The 20,293-nt window shown below is 56.9% G+C and carries 20 protein-coding genes; 3 read left to right on the forward strand and 17 right to left on the reverse strand.

Translation table 11 applies throughout. The features are described from left to right. Window positions 1-14 precede the first annotated feature (14 nt). Window positions 15-1,007 (reverse strand): RNA polymerase sigma factor RpoS, encoded by a 993-nt coding sequence (rpoS, locus tag O1724_RS18250; protein WP_013098493.1) that lies wholly within the window; start codon window positions 1,005-1,007, stop codon window positions 15-17. Window positions 1,008-1,066: 59 nt separating this feature from the next. Further along, complete coding sequence (gene nlpD, locus O1724_RS18255) at window positions 1,067-2,140, reverse strand: murein hydrolase activator NlpD (RefSeq protein WP_306173475.1); 1,074 nt, start codon at window positions 2,138-2,140, stop codon at window positions 1,067-1,069. On the opposite strand from nlpD, the gene O1724_RS18260 reads away from it, so the two are divergent. Continuing rightward, entirely contained in the window at window positions 2,082-2,213 is a 132-nt protein-coding gene (locus O1724_RS18260; protein ID WP_306173474.1) for a peptidase, read from the forward strand. The two genes, nlpD and O1724_RS18260, sit on opposite strands and share 59 nt — an antisense overlap. Before the next feature lie 94 nt (window positions 2,214-2,307). Here O1724_RS18260 and O1724_RS18265 read toward each other — a convergent pair whose 3' ends face one another. The 11 genes from O1724_RS18265 to cysG all read right to left on the reverse strand — a co-directional run bounded on the left by O1724_RS18265 (window position 2,308) and on the right by cysG (window position 11,016). Further along, window positions 2,308-2,934 (reverse strand): protein-L-isoaspartate(D-aspartate) O-methyltransferase, encoded by a 627-nt coding sequence (locus tag O1724_RS18265; protein ID WP_015571709.1) that lies wholly within the window; start codon window positions 2,932-2,934, stop codon window positions 2,308-2,310. Further along, a complete protein-coding gene (gene surE, locus O1724_RS18270; RefSeq protein ID WP_126296938.1) occupies window positions 2,928-3,689 on the reverse strand; it encodes a 5'/3'-nucleotidase SurE in 762 nt (253 codons plus the stop codon). Before surE ends, O1724_RS18265 begins: the two co-directional genes overlap by 7 nt. Continuing rightward, window positions 3,670-4,719, reverse strand: coding sequence for a tRNA pseudouridine(13) synthase TruD (gene truD / locus O1724_RS18275; protein WP_023323677.1), 1,050 nt, complete (start codon window positions 4,717-4,719; stop codon window positions 3,670-3,672). The genes surE and truD overlap by 20 nt, the downstream gene beginning before the upstream one ends. Further along, the gene (gene ispF / locus O1724_RS18280) at window positions 4,716-5,195 is read right to left on the reverse strand and encodes a 2-C-methyl-D-erythritol 2,4-cyclodiphosphate synthase (protein ID WP_003862097.1); all 480 of its coding nucleotides are present in this window, start codon (window positions 5,193-5,195) and stop codon (window positions 4,716-4,718) included. Before ispF ends, truD begins: the two co-directional genes overlap by 4 nt. Then, window positions 5,195-5,905 (reverse strand): 2-C-methyl-D-erythritol 4-phosphate cytidylyltransferase, encoded by a 711-nt coding sequence (gene ispD, locus O1724_RS18285; RefSeq protein WP_032610044.1) that lies wholly within the window; start codon window positions 5,903-5,905, stop codon window positions 5,195-5,197. The genes ispF and ispD overlap by 1 nt, the downstream gene beginning before the upstream one ends. Before the next feature lie 19 nt (window positions 5,906-5,924). Continuing rightward, window positions 5,925-6,236: a cell division protein FtsB gene (gene ftsB / locus O1724_RS18290; protein WP_003862095.1), complete on the reverse strand. Its 312-nt coding sequence runs from the start codon at window positions 6,234-6,236 to the stop codon at window positions 5,925-5,927. Between the two features lie 79 nt (window positions 6,237-6,315). Then, window positions 6,316-6,642, reverse strand: coding sequence for a DUF3561 family protein (locus tag O1724_RS18295; RefSeq protein WP_006811767.1), 327 nt, complete (start codon window positions 6,640-6,642; stop codon window positions 6,316-6,318). 58 nt (window positions 6,643-6,700) lie between these two features. Next, window positions 6,701-7,306, reverse strand: a complete 606-nt coding sequence (cysC, locus tag O1724_RS18300) for an adenylyl-sulfate kinase (protein ID WP_023314740.1) — start codon at window positions 7,304-7,306, stop codon at window positions 6,701-6,703. Continuing rightward, window positions 7,306-8,730: a sulfate adenylyltransferase subunit CysN gene (cysN, locus tag O1724_RS18305; protein ID WP_045346842.1), complete on the reverse strand. Its 1,425-nt coding sequence runs from the start codon at window positions 8,728-8,730 to the stop codon at window positions 7,306-7,308. Before cysN ends, cysC begins: the two co-directional genes overlap by 1 nt. A 9-nt stretch (window positions 8,731-8,739) precedes the next feature. Further along, entirely contained in the window at window positions 8,740-9,648 is a 909-nt protein-coding gene (gene cysD, locus O1724_RS18310; protein ID WP_006811770.1) for a sulfate adenylyltransferase subunit CysD, read from the reverse strand. Window positions 9,649-9,657: 9 nt separating this feature from the next. Beyond that, the gene (cysG, locus tag O1724_RS18315) at window positions 9,658-11,016 is read right to left on the reverse strand and encodes a siroheme synthase CysG (RefSeq protein ID WP_479983903.1); all 1,359 of its coding nucleotides are present in this window, start codon (window positions 11,014-11,016) and stop codon (window positions 9,658-9,660) included. 237 nt (window positions 11,017-11,253) lie between these two features. Here cysG and O1724_RS18320 point away from each other — a divergent pair, with 237 nt between their 5' ends. Next, complete coding sequence (locus tag O1724_RS18320; RefSeq protein WP_023314743.1) at window positions 11,254-12,297, forward strand: aminopeptidase; 1,044 nt, start codon at window positions 11,254-11,256, stop codon at window positions 12,295-12,297. Window positions 12,298-12,846: 549 nt separating this feature from the next. On the opposite strand, the gene cysH is transcribed toward O1724_RS18320, so the two are convergent. Genes cysH through cysJ form a run of 3 tightly spaced genes read right to left on the reverse strand, consistent with a single transcriptional unit; the run spans window position 12,847 to window position 17,114 of the window. After that, the gene (gene cysH / locus O1724_RS18325) at window positions 12,847-13,581 is read right to left on the reverse strand and encodes a phosphoadenosine phosphosulfate reductase (protein WP_003862694.1); all 735 of its coding nucleotides are present in this window, start codon (window positions 13,579-13,581) and stop codon (window positions 12,847-12,849) included. Between the two features lie 15 nt (window positions 13,582-13,596). Next, window positions 13,597-15,309: an assimilatory sulfite reductase (NADPH) hemoprotein subunit gene (cysI, locus tag O1724_RS18330; protein WP_003862696.1), complete on the reverse strand. Its 1,713-nt coding sequence runs from the start codon at window positions 15,307-15,309 to the stop codon at window positions 13,597-13,599. After that, complete coding sequence (cysJ, locus tag O1724_RS18335) at window positions 15,309-17,114, reverse strand: NADPH-dependent assimilatory sulfite reductase flavoprotein subunit (protein WP_003862698.1); 1,806 nt, start codon at window positions 17,112-17,114, stop codon at window positions 15,309-15,311. Before cysJ ends, cysI begins: the two co-directional genes overlap by 1 nt. A 303-nt stretch (window positions 17,115-17,417) precedes the next feature. On the opposite strand from cysJ, the gene queD reads away from it, so the two are divergent. Then, entirely contained in the window at window positions 17,418-17,783 is a 366-nt protein-coding gene (gene queD / locus O1724_RS18340; protein WP_006811776.1) for a 6-carboxytetrahydropterin synthase QueD, read from the forward strand. Here the strand turns inward: queD and O1724_RS18345 are convergent. Further along, a complete protein-coding gene (locus tag O1724_RS18345; RefSeq protein ID WP_126296837.1) occupies window positions 17,768-20,122 on the reverse strand; it encodes a helix-turn-helix domain-containing protein in 2,355 nt (784 codons plus the stop codon). The two genes, queD and O1724_RS18345, sit on opposite strands and share 16 nt — an antisense overlap. Window positions 20,123-20,293: the final 171 nt, after the last annotated feature.

Raw genomic sequence — 20,293 nt, forward strand, 5'->3', positions numbered from 1 at the left:
TGACGAATGGTTGCTTACTCGCGGAACAGCGCTTCGATATTCAGACCTTGCCCTTGCAGGATTTCACGCAGGCGGCGTAGGCCTTCAACCTGAATCTGACGAACACGTTCACGGGTCAGGCCAATCTCACGGCCGACATCTTCCAGTGTCGCAGCTTCATACCCCAGTAAACCGAAACGACGTGCCAGCACCTCACGCTGTTTGGCGTTCAGTTCGAACAGCCATTTGACGATGCTCTGTTTCATGTCATCGTCCTGCGTGGTGTCTTCCGGGCCGTTGTCTTTTTCATCGGCCAGGATGTCCAGCAGCGCTTTTTCGGAGTCGCCACCCAGCGGGGTGTCAACCGAGGTAATGCGCTCGTTGAGACGCAGCATACGGCTTACGTCATCAACCGGTTTGTCGAGTTGCTCTGCGATCTCTTCCGCACTTGGCTCGTGGTCCAGTTTATGGGACAACTCGCGCGCGGTACGCAGATAAACATTCAACTCTTTGACGATGTGGATCGGCAGTCGAATCGTACGGGTCTGGTTCATAATAGCCCGTTCGATGGTCTGACGAATCCACCAGGTCGCGTAGGTTGAGAAACGGAACCCGCGTTCCGGGTCAAACTTCTCAACTGCGCGGATGAGACCTAAGTTGCCCTCTTCAATCAGATCCAGCAGAGCCAGACCACGATTGCCGTAACGGCGGGCAATTTTCACGACCAGTCGCAGGTTACTTTCGATCATGCGACGACGCGAGGCAACATCACCACGCAAAGCACGACGTGCGAAATAGACTTCTTCTTCGGCCGTTAGCAGTGGGGAGTAACCAATCTCCCCAAGGTAAAGCTGAGTCGCGTCCAGCACACGCTGTGTGGCACCCTGCGATAACAGCTCTTCTTCAGCCAAATCGTTATCACTGGGTTCCTCTTCTACTAAGGCTTTTTCGTCAAAAGCCTCTGCTCCGTTCTCATCAAATTCCGCATCTTCATTTAAATCATGAACTTTCAGCGTATTCTGACTCATAAGGTGGCTCCTACCCGTGATCCCTGGACGAGACACCCTGGCTGGCATGCCCCGTCAATTTATCGCTGCGGTAAATATTGCAGCGGGTTTACGGATTTCCCCTTGTAACGAATTTCAAAATGCAAGCGTGTAGAACTGGTTCCGGTGCTACCCATGGTAGCGATTTTTTGCCCCGCCTTAACTTCTTGTTGTTCCCGGACCAGCATTGTGTCGTTATGGGCGTAGGCACTCAGGTAATCATCATTATGTTTGATGATAATAAGATTACCGTAACCGCGCAGTGCGTTACCGGCATAGACAACGCGTCCGTCTGCGGTCGCGATGATTGCCTGTCCTTTACTGCCTGCGATATCGATCCCTTTGTTGCCCCCCTCAGAGGTAGCGAAGTTCTCGATGATCTTGCCGTCAGTTGGCCAACGCCAGGTGGTAATTGACGAGCTGGCATTCTGACTGCTTGCAGTCGGTACAGTAGAGCTAACCACAGGTGCCGTAGTCGGTGCTGTGACAACAGTCGCAGTACCTTTATTATTCGGCAACATTTTGTTAGCACTCTGATCACCTGAATCCTCAGAATACGTAATTACAGGTTGTGAAGCAACCACCGTGGTGGTTTTTTGTGCAGGGGTGACGCTGTTATTTTGCGCAGTTACGTCGGCTGCTGAAACGGTGTTGCCTGGCGTAAGCGGTGTCCCCGTCGCGTTGCCAACCTGAAGCGTTTGCCCGACTTCCAGAGCATACGGGGCCTGGACGTTGTTTCGCTGTGCCAGATCGCGGAAATCGTTCCCGGTGATCCAGGCAATATAGAACAGCGTATCGCCGCGCTTCACGGTATAGGTGCTGCCGCCGGTATAACTACCTTTCGGAATGTTCCCATACTTACGGTTATACACTATGCGGCCATTTTCAGTCTGAACAGGCTGTTCCACTGGCTGTATCTGCGTAGGCTGCGTAACTGGACGCTGAACCGGCTGGATCTGCGGCGTTTGCTGCGCCGTTGAGGTGCCCATTTTAGGCGGAGGGGTGATCAACATTCCGCTGGACGTGTTACCCGAGCCGCTGGTTCCATTAACGGAACTGACGGGCGCAGGCGCGTTATTTGAACTTGTACAGCCTGCCAGCCAGAGCGAAACCAGTGATAATGCCGCAACACGGCTGATGGTGAATTTTGGGCTTCCCGCGCTCATTTATCCCCCAGGAATGTGTTAACTACCAGTGACTTAAAAATAACCGTGATGGCACGAACCTATCGCGCCCCACCATACGCTGAATTTGCCTTAATAACCCTGGAAAAATCCGAGTCTCAGGCCAGCTCGCCCTTAACCAGGGGCACAAAGCGTACGGCTTCCACGGTATCGATAATAAACTCGCCGCCGCGTCGACGAACGCGCTTTAAAAGCTGCTGCTCATCGCCGACGGGCAAAACAAGAATGCCGCCCTCGTCCAGCTGCGAGAGAAGTGCAGCGGGGATTTCAGGTGGCGCTGCCGTGACAATGATGGCGTCAAACGGGGCGCGAGCCTGCCAACCCTGCCATCCATCGCCGTGGCGTGTCGATACATTATGTAAATCAAGCTGTTTCAGGCGACGGCGCGCCTGCCACTGCAACCCTTTAATCCGTTCCACGGAACAGACATGGTGCACAAGGTGGGCCAGGATCGCGGTCTGATACCCTGAACCGGTGCCAATTTCCAGCACCCGGGAGTCTGGCGTTAACTCCAGAAGCTCCGTCATACGCGCCACCATGTAGGGCTGCGAAATCGTCTGGCCTTGCCCGATGGGCAGCGCCACGTTTTCCCACGCTTTGTGTTCAAACGCCTCATCTACAAACTTCTCACGGGGAACCTGGGCAAGCGCATCCAGCACCTGCTCGTTGGCAATCCCCTGTGCGCGTAATTGTTCCAGAAGAGTTTGTACACGTTTACTTACCATTGCGCGTTCACTCCGACCCGCTCTAACCAGTCCGACACCACATCATGCGCGCTATAAGCGGTTAAATCTACGTGCAACGGCGTAACGGAAACGTAACCCTCATCCACCGCAGCAAAGTCGGTGTCTGGCCCGGCATCGCATTTATCTCCCGGCGGGCCGATCCAGTACAGGGTATTGCCGCGGGGATCCTGCTGGGGAATAACCTGATCGGCCGGGTGGCGACTGCCGCAGCGCGTCACGCGGATCCCTTTAATCTCGTCCAGTGGGAGATCCGGCACGTTAATATTAAGGATACGTCCGGTACGCAGTGGCTCGCGGCCAAGCGCACGGAGAATGGAGCAGGTCACCGCGGCGGCAGTGTCATAGTGGGTGTGGCCGTTTAACGAGACCGCCAGCGCCGGGAAACCCAGGTGACGCCCTTCCATCGCCGCGGCCACGGTGCCGGAGTAAATCACATCATCGCCAAGATTTGGCCCGGCATTGATGCCGGAGACCACAACATCCGGCCGAGGGCGCATCAGCGCATTTACGCCCAGAAACACGCAGTCGGTCGGCGTCCCCATCTGGACGGCAATATCGCCATTCTCAAAGGTAAAGGTGCGAAGTGAAGACTCCAGCGTCAATGAGTTAGACGCGCCACTGCAGTTACGATCGGGAGCCACGACCTGCACATCCGCAAATTCGCGGAGGTGTTTCGCCAGCGTCTGAATACCTGGCGCATGGATCCCGTCATCGTTACTCAGCAATATTCGCATAATCACCCGACGTGTTGATAAGTTCCCTGACAACACTGGTGGCAAAGCTACCTGCCGGCAGCCAGAAGCGTAACTCGACGGTTACGTCATCCCACCAGTTCCAGCTCAGCTGTTGCGGGTAGAGGAGCATCGCACGGCGCGCCGCCTCGACCTTTTCCCGCACCAGCAACGATTGTAATTCTGGCGCATCCGCCACCGCTGACTGCTCAGCGGCCAGCGCCTCGCCCTGGGTTCCCCAGTCGCCTGAACCCGGCAAGGCGGCGGTAATCATCAGCGTTTTAGCGTCCACGCGCGACTGGACATCGGCCATCTCATCGGCCGTTGCCACAAACCAGCTTCCGCGTCCCGCTAATTGTAGCGCATCGCCGACAACAACTTGATTCGCGTCCGGTTTTTTCAGCCGTTCGCTCACAATCTGATTAAACAACGCACTGCGGGCCGCCGACAACCAAAAACTGCGTTTATTACGATCGCGCACCGGTGCACCGCTTTGCGCCCAGCGCAGCGCACCCAGCAGGTTGCTGCCACCAATGCCAAAGCGCTGTGCGCCGAAATAGTTTGGCACGCCGCGTTCGTTAATGGCCTTCAGGCGTTTTTCAACGTCTTCGCGTTCGGTCACTTCGCGCAACACCAGAGTAAAGGCATTGCCTTTTAACGCTCCCAGACGCAATTTGCGTTTATGGCGGGCGTACTCCAGTACCTTACAGCCCTCAAGCTCAAATTTGCTTAAATCGGGCATGCCGTTGCCGGGCACGCGGGCGCAAAGCCACTGTTCGGTCACGGCATGTTTATCTTTTTGACCGGCAAAGCTCACTTCGCGGGCGTGAATATTGAGGAATTTTGCCAGCGCGTCCGCCACGAAGCGGGTGTTGCAGCCGTTTTTCAGAATGCGCACCAGGATGTGCTCGCCTTCGCCGTCCGGCTCAAAACCGAGATCTTCCACTACCACGAAATCTTCAGGGTTGGCTTTCAGCAGCCCCTTGCCCTGCGGTTCACCGTGCAGATACGTCAGGTTGTCGAAATCCGTCATTTGGCCGCCTTCACCAGCAGCGCCACGGCTTCACAGGCAATGCCTTCGCCACGACCGGTAAAGCCCAGCTTCTCCGTGGTGGTCGCTTTGACGTTGACGTCGTCCATATGGCAACCCAGATCTTCAGCGATAAACACGCGCATCTGAGGGATGTGCGGCAGCATCTTCGGTGCCTGAGCAATGATCGTCACATCAACGTTGCCAAGGGTGTAGCCTTTGGCCTGAATACGACGCCAGGCTTCGCGCAGCAGTTCGCGGCTGTCTGCGCCTTTAAAAGCAGGATCGGTGTCCGGGAACAGTTTGCCAATGTCGCCCAGCGCGGCGGCACCCAGCAGCGCGTCGGTCAGCGCATGCAGCGCCACGTCGCCATCAGAATGCGCCAGCAGACCTTTTTCGTATGGAATGCGCACGCCGCCAATGATAATTGGGCCAACGCCGCCAAAGGCGTGTACATCAAAACCGTGTCCAATACGCATTATGCCTTCTCCTGAGGGGTCGTACGGGTAAGATAAAATTCCGCGAGCTGTAAGTCTTCCGGGCGCGTCACTTTTATATTATCAGCGCGCCCTTCAACAAGCGTGGGGTGGAAACCGCAATACTCCAGCGCCGAGGCTTCGTCCGTAATGGTCGCACCTTCTTTAAGCGCACGCGTTAAGCAGTCGTGGAGTAATTCGCGGGGAAAAAATTGTGGCGTCAGCGCGTGCCATAGATCGACGCGCTCGACGGTGTGGGCAATCGCCGGTTTACCCGGTTCGGCACGCTTCATGGTGTCACGCACCGGGGCGGCCAGAATGCCGCCCACGTTACTGGTTTCGCTCAGGGCCAGCAGACGTGACAGATCGTCGTGATGCAGACAGGGACGCGCGGCATCGTGCACCAGCACCCACTGCGCGTTCCCGGCAGCCTGAATGCCCGCCAGAACGGAGTCAGCCCGCTCTGCGCCGCCGTCAACGACGGTAATCTGAGGGTGATTCGCCAGCGCGAGCTGAGCAAAACGTGCATCGCCGGGGCTGATGGCAATAACAACGCGTTTCACCCGAGAATGCGCCAGCAGCGCCGCCACGGCGTGCTCGAGGATCGTTTTATCGCCAATTGAGAGGTACTGCTTAGGACATTCTGTCTGCATGCGCCGGCCAAAACCTGCGGCCGGCACCACGGCACAGACGTCCGAAAAAGTTGCTGCCATGTCGTAATCCTGGGCCTGATTATCGATTGTTTTGTGCGGAGCCCTGATTGCGTTTAGACGCATCCGGAACCAGGCGATAAAACGTTTCGCCCGGCTTAGTCATACTGAGTTCATTGCGCGCGCGCTCCTCAATCGCCTCCTGGCCGCCATTGAGGTCATCAATTTCAGCAAAAAGTTGATCGTTACGCGCTTTAAGTTTGGCGTTTGTCGCCTGCTGTGCCGCGACGTCATCGCTCACCCGGCTGTAGTCGTGCAGTCCGTTTTTGCCGAACCACAGCGAATATTGCAGCCAGACCAGCAAAGCCAGCAACAGCAGCGTTAGTTTACCCATCCTGCCCCCTGAAAAAACGGCATCATCATCCCATAACTTTCCGCTGGACTCTACTGCGGGGTTCTAATTATGCCGTAAGTTAGCCCATCAGCCATAAAAACAGCAGGCCAAAGATGACCACAACGGTGGCGATAGTGATGAGCGTACTATACAGAAGCTTGCCGTTGAAAAGGGAGTGCAGCGCCACGCCCACAACCACCGCAACGGGCATCAGCGCCAAAAAGAAAGGCCAGGTATAGAGGAAGAAAAAGAGGGTGTTACCACCGTAGATCAAAAACGGGATACCCAGCGCCAGTAGCCACGATACGAAGCCGACTATCGCCCCAGGGAAGGACCAGGTCGTCTCGTCGTCGGTCGTTAACGGTTCCGACCCGGTGGTAATCATGTAGTTTTCACTGTTGCGCATAGCTAATCCTGTGACCGTGACTCATCGCTCGGGAAGACAGCTCCCGAACGATACCGTCTCAGGATCTGATAATATCGTCCCGTCTGAGCAGGTCTAATAATTGGCTTACTAAATTTGTTACCAATTGTTGACCTTCCAGATGAATCTCAGGGGATTCAGGCGCTTCGTAAACGGAGTCAATGCCGGTGAAGTTTCGCAGCTCTCCCGCGCGGGCTTTTTTGTACAGCCCTTTAGGATCGCGCGCTTCGCAGATTGCCAGCGGGGTATCCACAAACACTTCAATAAAGCGATTCTGCCCCACGCGCTCACGCACCATCTGACGTTCGGCGCGGTGCGGTGAGATAAACGCCGTCAGCACCACCAGCCCGGCATCCGCCATCAGGCTGGCGACTTCCCCCACCCGACGAATGTTCTCTTTACGATCTTCATCGCTGAACCCTAAATCGCTGCACAGGCCGTGACGCACGTTGTCGCCGTCCAGCAGGTAGGTGCTCACCCCCTGCTGATGCAGCGCCTCTTCCAGTGCGCCTGCCACCGTGGATTTACCGGAGCCAGACAGCCCGGTAAACCACAGCACAACCCCACGGTGACCATGGAGCTGTTCGCGCTGGGCGACGGTGACCGGATGAGGATGCCAGACGACGTTCTCATCATGGGTGGCCATCACTTGCCTCCCAGCAGATCGCGTGCGCCCCAGTGCGGGAAGTGCTTACGCACCAGCGCGTTAAGCTCCAGCTCAAACGCGCTGAACTCAGAGGCCACGGCAGCCTGCGCGTCAGGCTCGCGCACCATGCCGGCACCGACGGTAACGTTCGTCAGGCGGTCAATGAAGATGAGCCCGCCCGTAACAGGATTCTGCTGATACGGATCCAGCACCAGCGGCTCGTCGAAGGTCATATCCACCAGACCGATGCCGTTCAGCGGCAGCTCGCTCACGTCACGGTGGGTCAGGTTGTTGATGTCCACCTGGAACTGAATGCCGTCCACGCGGGCGCGGGTTTTCTTGCCGGCGATTTTAATGTCATAGCTCTGGCCTGCGGTCAGCGGCTGTTCCGCCATCCACACCACGTCCACGGATGCGCCCTGCACCGCCGCCAGCGTTTCCTGCGCGTCGACCAGAAGGTCGCCGCGGCTGATATCAATTTCGTCTTTCAGTACCAGGGTTACCGCTTCACCTGCTCCGGCTTCGTCTAGATCGCCATCAAAGGTGACGATTCGGGCAATGGCCGATTCCACACCGGACGGCAGCACCTTCACGCGCTGGCCCACCTTCACCGCGCCGGACGCAATGGTGCCCGAGAAGCCGCGGAAATCGAGGTTCGGACGGTTCACGTACTGCACCGGGAAGCGCATCGGCTGGGTATCAACCACGCGCTGAATTTCAACGGTTTCCAGCACTTCCAGCAGCGTCGGGCCGCTGTACCACGGCATGTTCCCGCTCTGAGAGGCGACATTATCCCCTTCCAGCGCCGACAGCGGCACAAAGCGAATATCGAGGTTGCCCGGCAGCTGTTCAGCAAAGGTCAGGTAGCTCTGACGGATCTCGTCGAATCGCGCTTCGCTGTAGTCCACCAGATCCATTTTGTTCACCGCCACCACCAGGTGTTTGATCCCCAGCAGCGTAGAGATAAAGCTGTGACGACGAGTCTGATCCAGCACACCTTTACGGGCGTCAATCAGCAGGATCGCCAGATCACAGGTGGACGCGCCGGTCGCCATGTTACGAGTGTACTGCTCGTGCCCCGGGGTGTCGGCGATAATAAATTTGCGCTTTTCGGTAGAGAAGTAGCGATAGGCGACATCAATGGTAATGCCCTGCTCGCGCTCCGCCTGCAAGCCGTCTACCAGCAGCGCCAGGTCGAGTTTTTCGCCCTGGGTGCCGTGGCGTTTACTGTCGTTGTGCAAAGAAGAGAGTTGATCTTCGTAGATCTGGCGCGTGTCGTGCAGCAGACGACCTATCAGGGTGCTTTTCCCGTCATCCACGCTGCCGCAGGTCAGGAAACGCAGCAGACTTTTGTACTGTTGGGCGTGCAGATAAGCTTCTACGCCGCCTTCATCGGCAATTTGTTGGGCAATAGTCGTATTCATGGCGGCTCCTTAGAAATAACCCTGACGTTTCTTCAGCTCCATGGAGCCTGCCTGGTCGCGGTCAATCACGCGGCCCTGTCGCTCACTGGTAGTCGACACCAGCATCTCCTCGATGATCTCCGGCAGCGTCTGCGCACTGGATTCCACCGCGCCGGTCAACGGCCAGCAGCCGAGAGTACGGAAACGGACCATCTGTTTTTTGATCACTTCGCCCGGCTGTAAATCAATGCGATCGTCGTCGATCATCATCAGCATGCCGTCGCGCTCCAGCACCGGGCGCTCGGCCGCCAGATACAGCGGAACGATCTCAATATTTTCCAGATAGATGTACTGCCAGATATCCAGCTCGGTCCAGTTGGAGAGCGGGAAGACGCGAATGCTTTCGCCCTTGTTGATCTGGCCGTTGTAGTTGTGCCACAGCTCCGGACGCTGGTTTTTCGGGTCCCAGCGGTGGAAGCGGTCGCGGAAAGAGTAGATACGCTCTTTGGCGCGGGATTTCTCTTCGTCACGGCGCGCGCCGCCGAAGGCCGCATCAAAACCGTATTTATTCAGCGCCTGCTTCAGCCCTTCGGTTTTCATGATGTCGGTATGCTTGGCGCTGCCGTGCACGAACGGGTTGATGCCCATCGCCACCCCTTCCGGGTTTTTGTGCACCAGCAGCTCGCAGCCGTAGGCTTTGGCGGTACGGTCACGAAACTCGTACATCTCGCGGAATTTCCAGCCGGTATCCACGTGCAGCAGCGGGAACGGCAGCGTACCCGGATAAAACGCTTTACGCGCCAGGTGCAGCATGACGCTGGAATCTTTACCGATGGAGTACATCATCACCGGGTTAGAAAACTCGGCGGCCACTTCGCGGATAATGTGGATACTTTCCGCTTCGAGCTGCCGCAGGTGAGTAAGTCGTTTTTGGTCCATAACCGTTCCTTAAGCCAAATTTATAACAGAAGCGCCAAAGCCTTCTGTGTCGGTTGTGTGTTGGAACCAGGCGAGCGTGCTGTGCAGCTGCACCACTTCTCCCACCACAATCAGGGCGGGCATTGGGGCGTCTTTCGCCAGGGTTGCAAGGTCTTGTAAAGTGCCGATGGCGACATGCTGATCGACGCGTGTCCCGCGGGAGATCACCGCTACCGGCGTTGCCGCATCGCGACCGTGCTGAATAAGCTGTTCGCTGATGTCTGCCGCTTTCATCGTGCCCATATAAATCGCCAGCGTTTGTCGGCTCTGGGCGAGATGCGACCAGTCAAACGGCGTGCTGTCGGCTTTATAGTGCCCGGTCACAAAGGTCACGCTCTGGGCGTAATCGCGATGGGTCAGCGGAATACCGGCGTAGGCCGTGACGGCAGACGCCGCCGTAATGCCGGGAACCACCTGGAACGGGACGCCCGCTTCGGCTGCCGCCTGCAACTCCTCGCCACCACGACCGAAGATAAACGGATCGCCCCCTTTCAGGCGCACCACGGTTTTGCCCGCTTTCGCAGCGGCAATCAGCATTTGATTGGTGTCGTGCTGCGGCACGGAGTGCTCGCCGGCACGTTTGCCGACGCAGATTTGCTCCGCGTCACGGCGGATCAGCTCGCGAATACCGTCGGTGACCAGGTGGTCGTAGAACACGACATCCGCATCCTGAAGAACCTGGAGGCCACGCAGCGTGAGCAGCCCGGCATCGCCCGGCCCGGCGCCCACCAGAATGATCTCCCCGCCCGTACTGCCGGGGTTATCCAGTTCGTCTTCGAGGATTTGTTGCGCCGCCGTCTCGTTACCGGCCTGCATCAGGCTGGCAAAGCGGCCGCGAAACACACGCTCCCAGAAGCGACGGCGTTCCGTCACGCTGGTCAGACGCGTTTTCAGATGGTTGCGCCAGTAGCTGGCCTTCTCCGCCATGCGTCCGAGGCTGGTCGGCAGCAGCGCTTCGATTTTTTCTCTCAGCAAGCGCGCCAGCACCGGGGCGGTGCCGCCGGAGGAGATCGCCACCAGCAGCGGCGAGCGGTCGACAATCGACGGGAAGATAAATGAACATAACGGCTGGTCGTCTACCACGTTCACCAGGCGGTGACGGGCCTGGGCTGCGTCGGAGATTCGGCTGTTGAGCGCCCGATCTTCGGTTGCCGCAATCACCAGTACCACGCTGTCGATCTGAGACTCTGCAAAATCCGCCTCTGCAACGATCTGCACCTGCGCCCCGGCGCGTTGCAGGAAGGCGATTTTGCGATCGGCAATTTCACCCGTCCCGACAACCAATACCGGTCGGTCTTTTAAGGCAGCAAAAAGGGGGAGATAGTCCACAGGCAACAACTCACTAACAACCACGAATAAAGGGACTATAGGGGGCGGCTTAGATCGAATGAAATTACGAATTGGAATGAGTAGTTACTCAATGGAATAACGCCGTGGAAAAGCAAATATCAAAAAGTGCTTAACACGCGAAATTTCGGGCATTTAAGAGCAATTCAAATTGTGTCTACCCGATCACAGTTTCATACTATGCGGGTTAAAATTTTGCTCTGTTTTTAAGGACTCACTATGTTTTCCGCAATGCGCCACCGATTCGTTGCCCTGGCGCTCGGCGTTTGCTTTATCCTTCCGGCTCAGGCAAAAAATCCATCTTACGGTGAAATAGCCAGTATGCAGGCGCGGCATATTGCGACGGTCTTTCCGGGCCGTATGACCGGAACCCCAGCCGAGATGCTCTCGGCAGACTATATTCGTCAGCAGTTTGCGGATATGGGCTATGAAAGCGACATTCGCGCTTTCCACAGCCGCTACATCTATACCACTCGCAATAAAACGCAAAACTGGCATAACGTAACTGGCAGCACGGTTATTGCGGCGCACGAAGGAAAGGCGGCTGAGCAGATTATTATTATGGCGCACCTTGATACCTACACGCCGTTGAGCGATGCCGATGTCGATAATAATCTCGGCGGGCTGACGCTTCAGGGACTGGATGATAATGCGGCGGGTCTGGGCGTGATGCTTGAGCTGGCCGAACGCCTGAAGAATATTCCGACGAAATACAGCATTCGCTTTGTTGCGACCAGCGGCGAAGAAGAAGGAAAACTCGGCGCTGAGAATCTCCTTAAGCGCATGAGCGCTGAGGAGAAGAAAAATACGTTGCTGGTGATTAACCTCGATAATCTGATCGTGGGGGATAAGCTCTATTTTAATAGCGGACAGAGCACGCCGAGCAGCGTACGTAAACTCACCCGCGACCGCGCGCTGGCGCTTGCCCGCACGCATGGTGTCTATGCCGCGACAAATCCGGGCGGTAACCCGGAGTATCCTAAAGGCACAGGCTGCTGTAATGACGGTGAAGTGTTTGATAAGGCGGGCATTCCGGTGCTGTACGTCGAGGCGACGAACTGGGCGCTGGGCAAAAAAGATGGCTATCAGCAGCGCAGCAAATCGAAAGCGTTCCCGGACGGGACCAGCTGGCATGATGTGCGGCTGGATAATCAGCAGCACATTGATAAAGCGCTGCCGCAGCGGATTGAGCACCGCAGCCGGGATGTCGTGAAAGTGATGCTGCCGCTGGTGAAGGAGCTGGCGAAAGCGGGGAAAGCCTGAGGCCGTTAAGCATAGTGCGGCCTTATGCCCTCACCCCACCCCTCTCCCACGGGGCTGAGGGTTCCCCACAAAATAATGCCTGCACAGACGGCCCCCTCTCCCTTGAGGGAGAGGGCTGGGGTGAGGGGGAACATACGGCTCTGGTGGTCATTCCGTTCACTTTATGTTCCTTGCTACTCTGTCACGACATGACCGGTGAACGTGCCAGGGTGGCTCAGTCGCCACCACCCTGGCGACCCGGGCTTCCGGCGGAAAATCGCCGCTTCGCGGTGCCTTCGGCTCATTCCTTCCGGCTTATCGGGGACGGGCGGAGGTAACATCCCTGTAAAGCCCGCCCTCTCGGCGCATCCCTGCGCCTCGCCCCGGCCTACAGGAAACGCCTCAGCGATTTACAGCCGGACCGAGGCATCGCTGAAAGCCCTCAGTTATTCTGAGGCAACGTTATCGCTTTTGCTTTCAAATTACTGGGGAACCCTCTACCCACGGAGAGAGGGAGAATTAAGCCTTTGTAGGCCCGGTAAGCGCAGCGCCACCGGGCAAAAAAGGTTATCACCCTTCGTGCAAGCCACACTCGCGCTTCAGCCCGAAGAATCGCGTCTCTTCTTCCGCCATTCCCGGTTCCCACTTCCGCGTGGTGTGGGTGTCGCCTACCGACAGGTAGCCTTGATCCCACAGCGGATGGTACTTCAGCCCGTGCTTTTGCAGATACTGATACACCGTGCGGTTATCCCAGTCGATGATCGGCAGCACTTTGAACACGCCGCGCTGCACCGCCAGCACCGGCAGCGTGGCCCGGCTCCCGGACTGCTCGCGGCGCAGGCCCGCAAACCAGGTCTGAGCGTTCAGTTCTTTTAGCGCCCGGTTCATCGGCTCGACCTTGTTGATCTCATTGTATTTCTCAATGCCCTCAACGCCCTGCTCCCACAGCTTGCCGTAACGCGCCTCCTGCCAGGCCGCGCTTTCCGTCGCACGGTAGACTTTCAGGTTCAGCCTGAGCTTATCCGTCAGCTCGTCGATAAACTGATAGGTCTCCGGGAACAGATAGCCGGTATCGGTGAGGATCACCGGAATGTCCGGACGGATCTGATTCACCAGATGCAGACTGACCGCCGCCTGAATGCCAAAGCTCGACGAAAGCACATAGTCTCCCGGCAGGTTTTCCAGCGCCCACGCCACGCGCCCTTCGGCGTCCAGCTTTTCCAGTTGGGCGTTAGTTTCCGCGAGTGCCAGAATGCGTTCGACTTTTGGCAATGCGTTAAGCGCGTTTAGATCGAGTACGGACATAATTACCTCTCGTGGTTACTCCCAGAAATCCCTTGCGGGATCGAGCACCGGGCGAATGATGCCCGCACGTACCGTAAAGTCGCCGAAGCCTTCACCCGCTTCGCGCTCTTTCGCCCAGCGTCCGATAAGCACGTCGAGGGAATCGAGAATTTCCGGCTCGGTGATGTTCTCGCGGAACATACGCGGAATACGCGTCCCGATACGGTTACCGCCCAGGTGCAGGTTATAGCGACCCGGCGCTTTCCCTACCAGACCGAGTTCGGCCAGCATCGCGCGACCGCAGCCGTTCGGGCAGCCCGTCACGCGCATAACAATATGCTCGTCCGGAATACCATGTTTTTCCAGAATCGCTTCCACTTTATCAGTGAAGGACGGCAGGAAACGCTCGGCTTCGGCCATCGCCAGCGGACAGGTCGGGAACGACACGCAGGCCATCGAGTTTTCACGCTGCGCGCTCACCGCATTCATCAACCCGTGCTCGCGGGCCAGCTCTTCAATTCTCGCCTTTTCGCTTTCCGGCACGCTGGCGACGATCAGGTTCTGGTTAGCGGTGATACGGAACTCGCCTTTGTGGATCTTCGCGATTTCCAGCAGGCCGGTTTTCAGCGGACGGCCCGGATAATCAAGAATACGGCCGTTTTCGATAAACAGCGTCAGGTGCCATTTATTATCGATACCTTTAACCCAGCCGATGCGATCGCCGCGACCGGTAAATTCGTAAGGGCGGATCGGCTCAAACTTGATGCCCGCGCGACGCTCCACTTCTTCTTTGAACGTCTCGACGCCTACGCGCTCCAGAGTGTATTTGGTTTTCGCGTTTTTACGATCGGTACGGTTACCCCAGTCGCGCTGGGTAGTAACCACCGCCTCAGCCACTGCCAGCGTGTGCTCCAGCGGCAGGAAGCCGAACTCGCTCGCGGTGCGGGCGTAGGTTTTCTTGTTCCCATGCTCAATGGACAAACCGCCGCCCACCAGCAGGTTAAAGCCGACCAGCTTGCCGTTTTCGGCAATCGCCACGAAGTTCATGTCGTTGGCGTGCAGGTCGATATCGTTCTGCGGCGGGATCACCACCGTGGTTTTGAACTTACGCGGCAGGTAGGTCTGACCGAGGATCGGCTCTTCATCGGTGGTGGCGACTTTCTCCTGATCGAGCCAGATCTCCGCATAGGCACGCGTGCGTGGCAGCAGATGTTCGGAGATTTTTTTCGCCCACTCGTACGCTTCGGCGTGCAGTTCGGACTCGTACGGATTCGAGGTGCAGAGCACGTTACGGTTCATGTCGTTGGCGGTCGCCAGCGCGTCCAGACCCACGGAGTGCAGCATCTGGTGAACCGGCTTGACGTTCTTCTTCAGAATGCCGTGGAACTGGAAGGTCTGACGGTTGGTCAGACGAATGCTGCCGTAAATCGTGTTGTCATGGGCAAACTTGTCGATCGCCTGCCACTGTTTGGTGGTGATGATGCCACCCGGCAGACGACAGCGCAGCAGCATCGCGTGACGCGGCTCCAGCTTCTGCTCGGCACGTTCGGCGCGGATATCGCGGTCGTCCTGCTGGTACATACCGTGGAAACGGATCAGCAGGAAGTTGTCGCCTTTGAAACCGCCGGTCAGGCCGTCATTTAAATCTTCGGCAATGGTACCGCGCAGGTAGTTGCTCTCTACCTTCATGCGCTCGGCATCAGACAGTTTGCCTTCGACCACCAGTGGGCCAGGATGTTTTTCGCTCATTAGTAGACATCTCGCTGATAACGGCGCTCTACGCGCAGCTCACTTAAAAATTCATCCGCCGTTTCGGCATCCATACCGCCGAATTCGGCAATCACTTCCAGCAGTGCCTGCTCAACGTCTTTCGCCATGCGATTGGCGTCGCCGCAGACATAAATGTGGGCACCGTCATTGATCCAGCGCCACAGCTCTGCGCCCTGTTCGCGCAGTTTGTCTTGTACGTATACTTTTTCTTTCTGGTCACGAGACCAGGCCAGATCGATGCGGGTCAGCACGCCCTCTTTGACGTAGCGCTGCCATTCAACCTGGTAGAGGAAATCTTCGGTAAAATGCGGGTTGCCGAAGAACAGCCAGTTTTTACCCGGTGCCTCGTCCGCTGCACGCTGCTGCATAAAGGCGCGGAACGGTGCGATGCCGGTGCCCGGGCCAATCATGATCACCGGCGTTTCCGGGTTCGCCGGCAGACGGAAGTTGTCGTTGTGCTCGATAAAGACGCGCACCTCGCCCTCTTCTTCCACGCGGTCGGCCAGGAAACCCGAGGCCCCGCCCGCCCGCGCGCGGCCTTCGATGTCGTAACGCACCACGCCAACGGTGATGTGGACTTCGTTTTCCACTTCCGCCTGTGAGGAGGCGATGGAGTAAAGACGCGGCGTCAGTGGACGCAGCAGGCCGATCAGCGCGTCGGCATCCAGCTGTGCCGGTGAGAAACGCACCATATCGACAATCGGCGTTGTCGCCGCGTATTGCTGTAACTTCGCCTTATCCCCGACCAGCGGAAGGAGCGATTCGCTGCGGGTTAAGGTGGCGTAGTTTTCAACGATGTTGGCGGTGTTCACCGTCAGCTCGAAATGCCACTGAAGCGCCTCAGAGAGCGGTAAGGTTTTACCCTCCACCTGGACCGGCTCCGTGCCTTTCAGCCACAGCAGTTCGACCAGCTCTTTCACCAGCGCCGGATCGTTCTGATACCAGACGCCCAGCGCATCGCCAGGCTGATAACGCAGGCCGGAGTCACCGAGATCGATTTCGATATGGCGCACGTCTTTTTCCGAATCACGGCCCGTGATTTTCTGGTTTACCGACAGGGTCGCCGTCAGCGGCGCCTCTTTCGTGTAAGGGCTGGTGTGGATTTCGTTGACGGTGCCCGCTGCGGTAACGGCGGCCTGCGCTGGCGTCTCTTTCGGGACGCGGGCCTTCAGCACCTCAACGATGCGCGCCCGCCATTCGGCGGCGGCGGCCTGGTATTCGACATCAGCGTCTACGCGATCCAGCAGGCGCTCTGCACCCAGCTCCGCCAGCTTGCTGTCGAAATCTTTACCGGACTGGCAGAAAAATTCATAGGACGTGTCACCGAGGCCGAAGACGGCAAAGGCGGTGCCCTCGAGCTTTGGCGCTTTTTTCGAGAACAGGAACTTATGCAGCGCGACGGCTTCTTCCGCAGGCTCGCCTTCGCCCTGCGTTGACGCCACCACCACCAGCAGTTTTTCTGACGCGATCTGTTTGAATTTATAATCCCCGGCGTTGACCAGGTTAACGTTCAGCTTCGCGGCGAGCAGGTCATCACGCAGCGCTTCGGCCACACGACGGGCATTACCCGTTTGCGAAGCGGAGATAAGCGTGATGGCAGGAATTTCAACGGCCGTTGGCGGGACGCCAGCCACAGCACCCGGCTGCTGGTTCAGCATTCCCCAGAAATAGCCGGAGACCCAGGCGAGCTGGGTGGGTGAAAAATCGGAAGTCGCGGCCTGGAGGCGCGCCAGTTGCTCCGGGTTAAGGGGAAGCAAATTTGAAGGTGGGGCCTGTGTTGTCATGCGTCGTTATGTTCCAGTAGCAAAGCGGACTTTAAGCGAATAAATCCAAACTGAAGATAAGGTTAACGGCGGGGATAATAACAATTAAAGAAGGGATGGAAATAATAAATAACCAAATGGACTAACCTGTTTTAGTTATCGTTCTTAACGATAAAAGCGATTAAACAACTATCTGAAATAAAACAACAAAAGTCGATAAACACCATGAATACGAGGCGTTGACCGTTCAGAGCCGTTTTAGTTAATGATAAAAATTGTGCTTTCCGGTACTATGCGGCGGTTTTTTCCGCATTCCTGAGAGCTATGATGTCCACCACACTGTTTAAAGATTTCACCTTCGAAGCCGCACACCACCTTCCACACGTTCCTGCCGGGCACAAATGTGGCCGCCTGCATGGACACTCGTTTATGGTGCGTCTTGAAATCACCGGTGAAGTCGATCCCCATACGGGCTGGATCATGGACTTTGCCGAACTGAAGGCCGCGTTTAAGCCGACCTACGATCGTCTCGATCACTACTATCTGAATGATATTCCGGGCCTTGAAAACCCGACCAGCGAGGTGCTGGCGAAATGGATTTGGGATCAGATGAAACCGCTGGTGCCGCTGCTGAGCGCGGTGATGATCAAAGAGACCTGCACGGCAGGCTGCGTCTACCGCGGGGAGTGAATCTCCTCCGTTTCGGCCTCACGAGGCACGAGCGGCGTAAACTCGTAGAGCACCAGCGCATTACTCTCCAGTGATTCACTCAGTTGCCAGCCGTCATAAAGGCGTTCATCGCGTACGGAAAGCGTTGGACGCGCTTTATGCGCTATCCAGCGCCACATCTCTTCATCAGGGCCGCTTTCGCTGCCAACCCCTTCAAGCAACGGATAGAGCGCGCCGTTGTGCTGATCAAACAGATGGCATTTAATTCGCCATTTACCGCGCATTCCCTTCAGGTGTAAATGATACTGCTGGCGAAAACGCTGGATGAAGGCTTCTTCACTGGATAGGAGCGGATTAAAAACCACCACATTACGCAGCAACAGCTGATAACCATTGCGATGGCGCGTAGGCAGGACACGCTTATCATTGACCAGCACCTCGCCCCGCAGACGTTGCCAGAGCCAGAGTACCCAATAAACCGGACGCGGCAGACCATGGTTATACTGTAGCGCAAGGCTTGAGGTATCGATGGTGTTGTTCGCACGGGCTTCTCCCTGAAGGCCCGAATTGAGCCAGAATCCCGCCAGCCAGACCTGCTCCGAAAGCCCGAGCAGGTTCTGCATCAGCAGCGCCCCACGAAAAAACCAACCGTTTGTCGCCCGCGTGTTGCCGGTGAGGGTATTCCAGGAGAGAAGCCAGACGGGAAGCGAACATTTTCGCAGGCGAAGGGCAGCGAGGATCTGGCGGACCTTCAGTATCGGATAATTTTCCGTTGAGGAGAGAGGGGTTACCTCCAGCTGCGCGGGATCGAGAAGTTCATTGGCATCGGCAGAACAGGCAAGAAAATCGGCCTGCATCAGGATGGCTGAACTGAACAGGGTATCGTCGCTTACGCCCGCGCTGACGGGGGCAAATCGGTGCCATAAACCAAACTTTGCCTGCGGAAGATAAGTTCGTATTGCCTTTTGCTGGGCCAGCCAGACCTGCTCCCGGGTCTCCTCACTCGCCTGTGTTGACCAGTGCATGACGAAGTGCCAGCCCGCGGTGATCTCTGGCGCAAAATGATTAACCGACTGTTGTAAAAAGCGGGTGAGAAGATCGCGACGGGTCGTTACGCCGGTGTGCAGTAGCACCGTCCACTGCTTTTTTGCCAGCCAGGTGAAGAGCTGATGCAGATTGTACCAGCAGGCGTAGCCCGCCATCTGGGGGTCATCCCACCCGGTAGCAAACAGACGACTGCTGAGAAAAGGTTCGGCGATATCAATTCCCTCAATGGGAATAGCCTCATTTATCGCCTCCAGATTTTGTCGAACGTCCTCACGGAGCAAATCGTCGAGCTCACGCAGGGTAATGACCACCCGCATACGGCGCAGCGAGGCAGAAAGAGGATTGAGCTGCTCAAGATCCAGTCTCTGCTCCTGCTGCGGGTGAACGACGAGCGGCGAGGCTCCCCAACCGCGCGCCACCGGTTCATTGAGCAGGCTAAACAGCTTGTCCACGGCGACCGGATAGCGCTGCTCACGCCTGTCCGTCCGAATACGTGCCGCCTCCGGGTGCTGGCGTCGGGCCTTACGAAACTCACCCGGAGACATATTGTGAACACGCCTGAACCGATCGCTCATCATACGCGTGCTGGCGAAACCCTGCTCAAGCGCAATCTGGTGCAGCGGTCGGTTCGTCAGCCGGAGAGCGTCGGCCGCCTTTTCCAGCCGCAGGTGGGTGATGTACTGCATGAAACTGATCCCCACCTCCTTGCGAAAGAGACGAGAGAGCCAGGCTTCAGAAACATATTCACTCGCGGCGATTTCCGCAAGCGTAATACGGCGGGAATAACTGGCATTGATCCGCTCTATCACCCGGGCGATGCGTTTGCTGTGCGCTGAGGAAAGTTCCCGGGACAGCATACGGGCGGGCTGTTGAAAGCGGCTGGTCAGCAACAGCAAAATCTCGCTCAGCCAGCGGTACGCCTCCAGCCGGTAGCGGTGCGGGTCGTTGATGAGGGTGACCACAAGAAGCTGGCGCAGCAGATCGCGAAGCGCATCGCACTGGGGCCAGACGCCTCCGGCTTCTGCCGGTACAGCATAATCATGGGCAAAAAAATCATTGCAGAGCTGGACGACCCAGCGCCCGGAAAGGGTTACGCGCAGGGTGACATTTGCCGTTTCGCTCGTGAACTGCCAGCGCCGATGACGGTTTATGATGGCAAGGGTATTGGCCTCCAGGATGTCACGTCCCGCATCGGTGTTCAGCTCTGCCCGCCCTTCCAGCACCCAGAGCAACGTTAGCGTATCGCCTTCATCCTCCACGCAGTGGCGAATGTCCTGAATCTCTATCCAAAATTCATCTCCCCGTTGCGCCATCTTACCCCTCATCAAAGACAAATAATGACCTGCTCTTTTTTGTCATAACTGAATTGTATGAAAAACAATCAAAATAAAGCCGTCGCTTTACAACAAAAAAATGCATTTTCAGGCGGGACGATCGTCATAGACTCGAAATTATCATCGTTTGGCAGAAAAAGGATAACAAAA

It is taken from the genome of Enterobacter cloacae complex sp. HYC074_NIDB (assembly GCF_056673345.1).

Bases quoted from the DNA above. Each gene is read 5' to 3' on its own strand.
- rpoS (WP_013098493.1), bottom strand. From the start codon at position 1,007: ATGAGTCAGAATACGCTGAAAGTTCATGATTTAAATGAAGATGCGGAA.
- O1724_RS18265 (WP_015571709.1), bottom strand. From the start codon at position 2,934: ATGGTAAGTAAACGTGTACAAACTCTTCTGGAACAATTACGCGCACAG.
- surE (WP_126296938.1), bottom strand. From the start codon at position 3,689: ATGCGAATATTGCTGAGTAACGATGACGGGATCCATGCGCCAGGTATT.
- truD (WP_023323677.1), bottom strand. From the start codon at position 4,719: ATGACGGATTTCGACAACCTGACGTATCTGCACGGTGAACCGCAGGGC.
- ispF (WP_003862097.1), bottom strand. From the start codon at position 5,195: ATGCGTATTGGACACGGTTTTGATGTACACGCCTTTGGCGGCGTTGGC.
- ispD (WP_032610044.1), bottom strand. From the start codon at position 5,905: ATGGCAGCAACTTTTTCGGACGTCTGTGCCGTGGTGCCGGCCGCAGGT.
- ftsB (WP_003862095.1), bottom strand. From the start codon at position 6,236: ATGGGTAAACTAACGCTGCTGTTGCTGGCTTTGCTGGTCTGGCTGCAA.
- O1724_RS18295 (WP_006811767.1), bottom strand. From the start codon at position 6,642: ATGCGCAACAGTGAAAACTACATGATTACCACCGGGTCGGAACCGTTA.
- cysC (WP_023314740.1), bottom strand. From the start codon at position 7,306: ATGGCCACCCATGATGAGAACGTCGTCTGGCATCCTCATCCGGTCACC.
- cysN (WP_045346842.1), bottom strand. From the start codon at position 8,730: ATGAATACGACTATTGCCCAACAAATTGCCGATGAAGGCGGCGTAGAA.
- cysD (WP_006811770.1), bottom strand. From the start codon at position 9,648: ATGGACCAAAAACGACTTACTCACCTGCGGCAGCTCGAAGCGGAAAGT.
- O1724_RS18320 (WP_023314743.1), top strand. From the start codon at position 11,254: ATGTTTTCCGCAATGCGCCACCGATTCGTTGCCCTGGCGCTCGGCGTT.
- cysH (WP_003862694.1), bottom strand. From the start codon at position 13,581: ATGTCCGTACTCGATCTAAACGCGCTTAACGCATTGCCAAAAGTCGAA.
- cysI (WP_003862696.1), bottom strand. From the start codon at position 15,309: ATGAGCGAAAAACATCCTGGCCCACTGGTGGTCGAAGGCAAACTGTCT.
- cysJ (WP_003862698.1), bottom strand. From the start codon at position 17,114: ATGACAACACAGGCCCCACCTTCAAATTTGCTTCCCCTTAACCCGGAG.
- queD (WP_006811776.1), top strand. From the start codon at position 17,418: ATGATGTCCACCACACTGTTTAAAGATTTCACCTTCGAAGCCGCACAC.
- O1724_RS18345 (WP_126296837.1), bottom strand. From the start codon at position 20,122: ATGGCGCAACGGGGAGATGAATTTTGGATAGAGATTCAGGACATTCGC.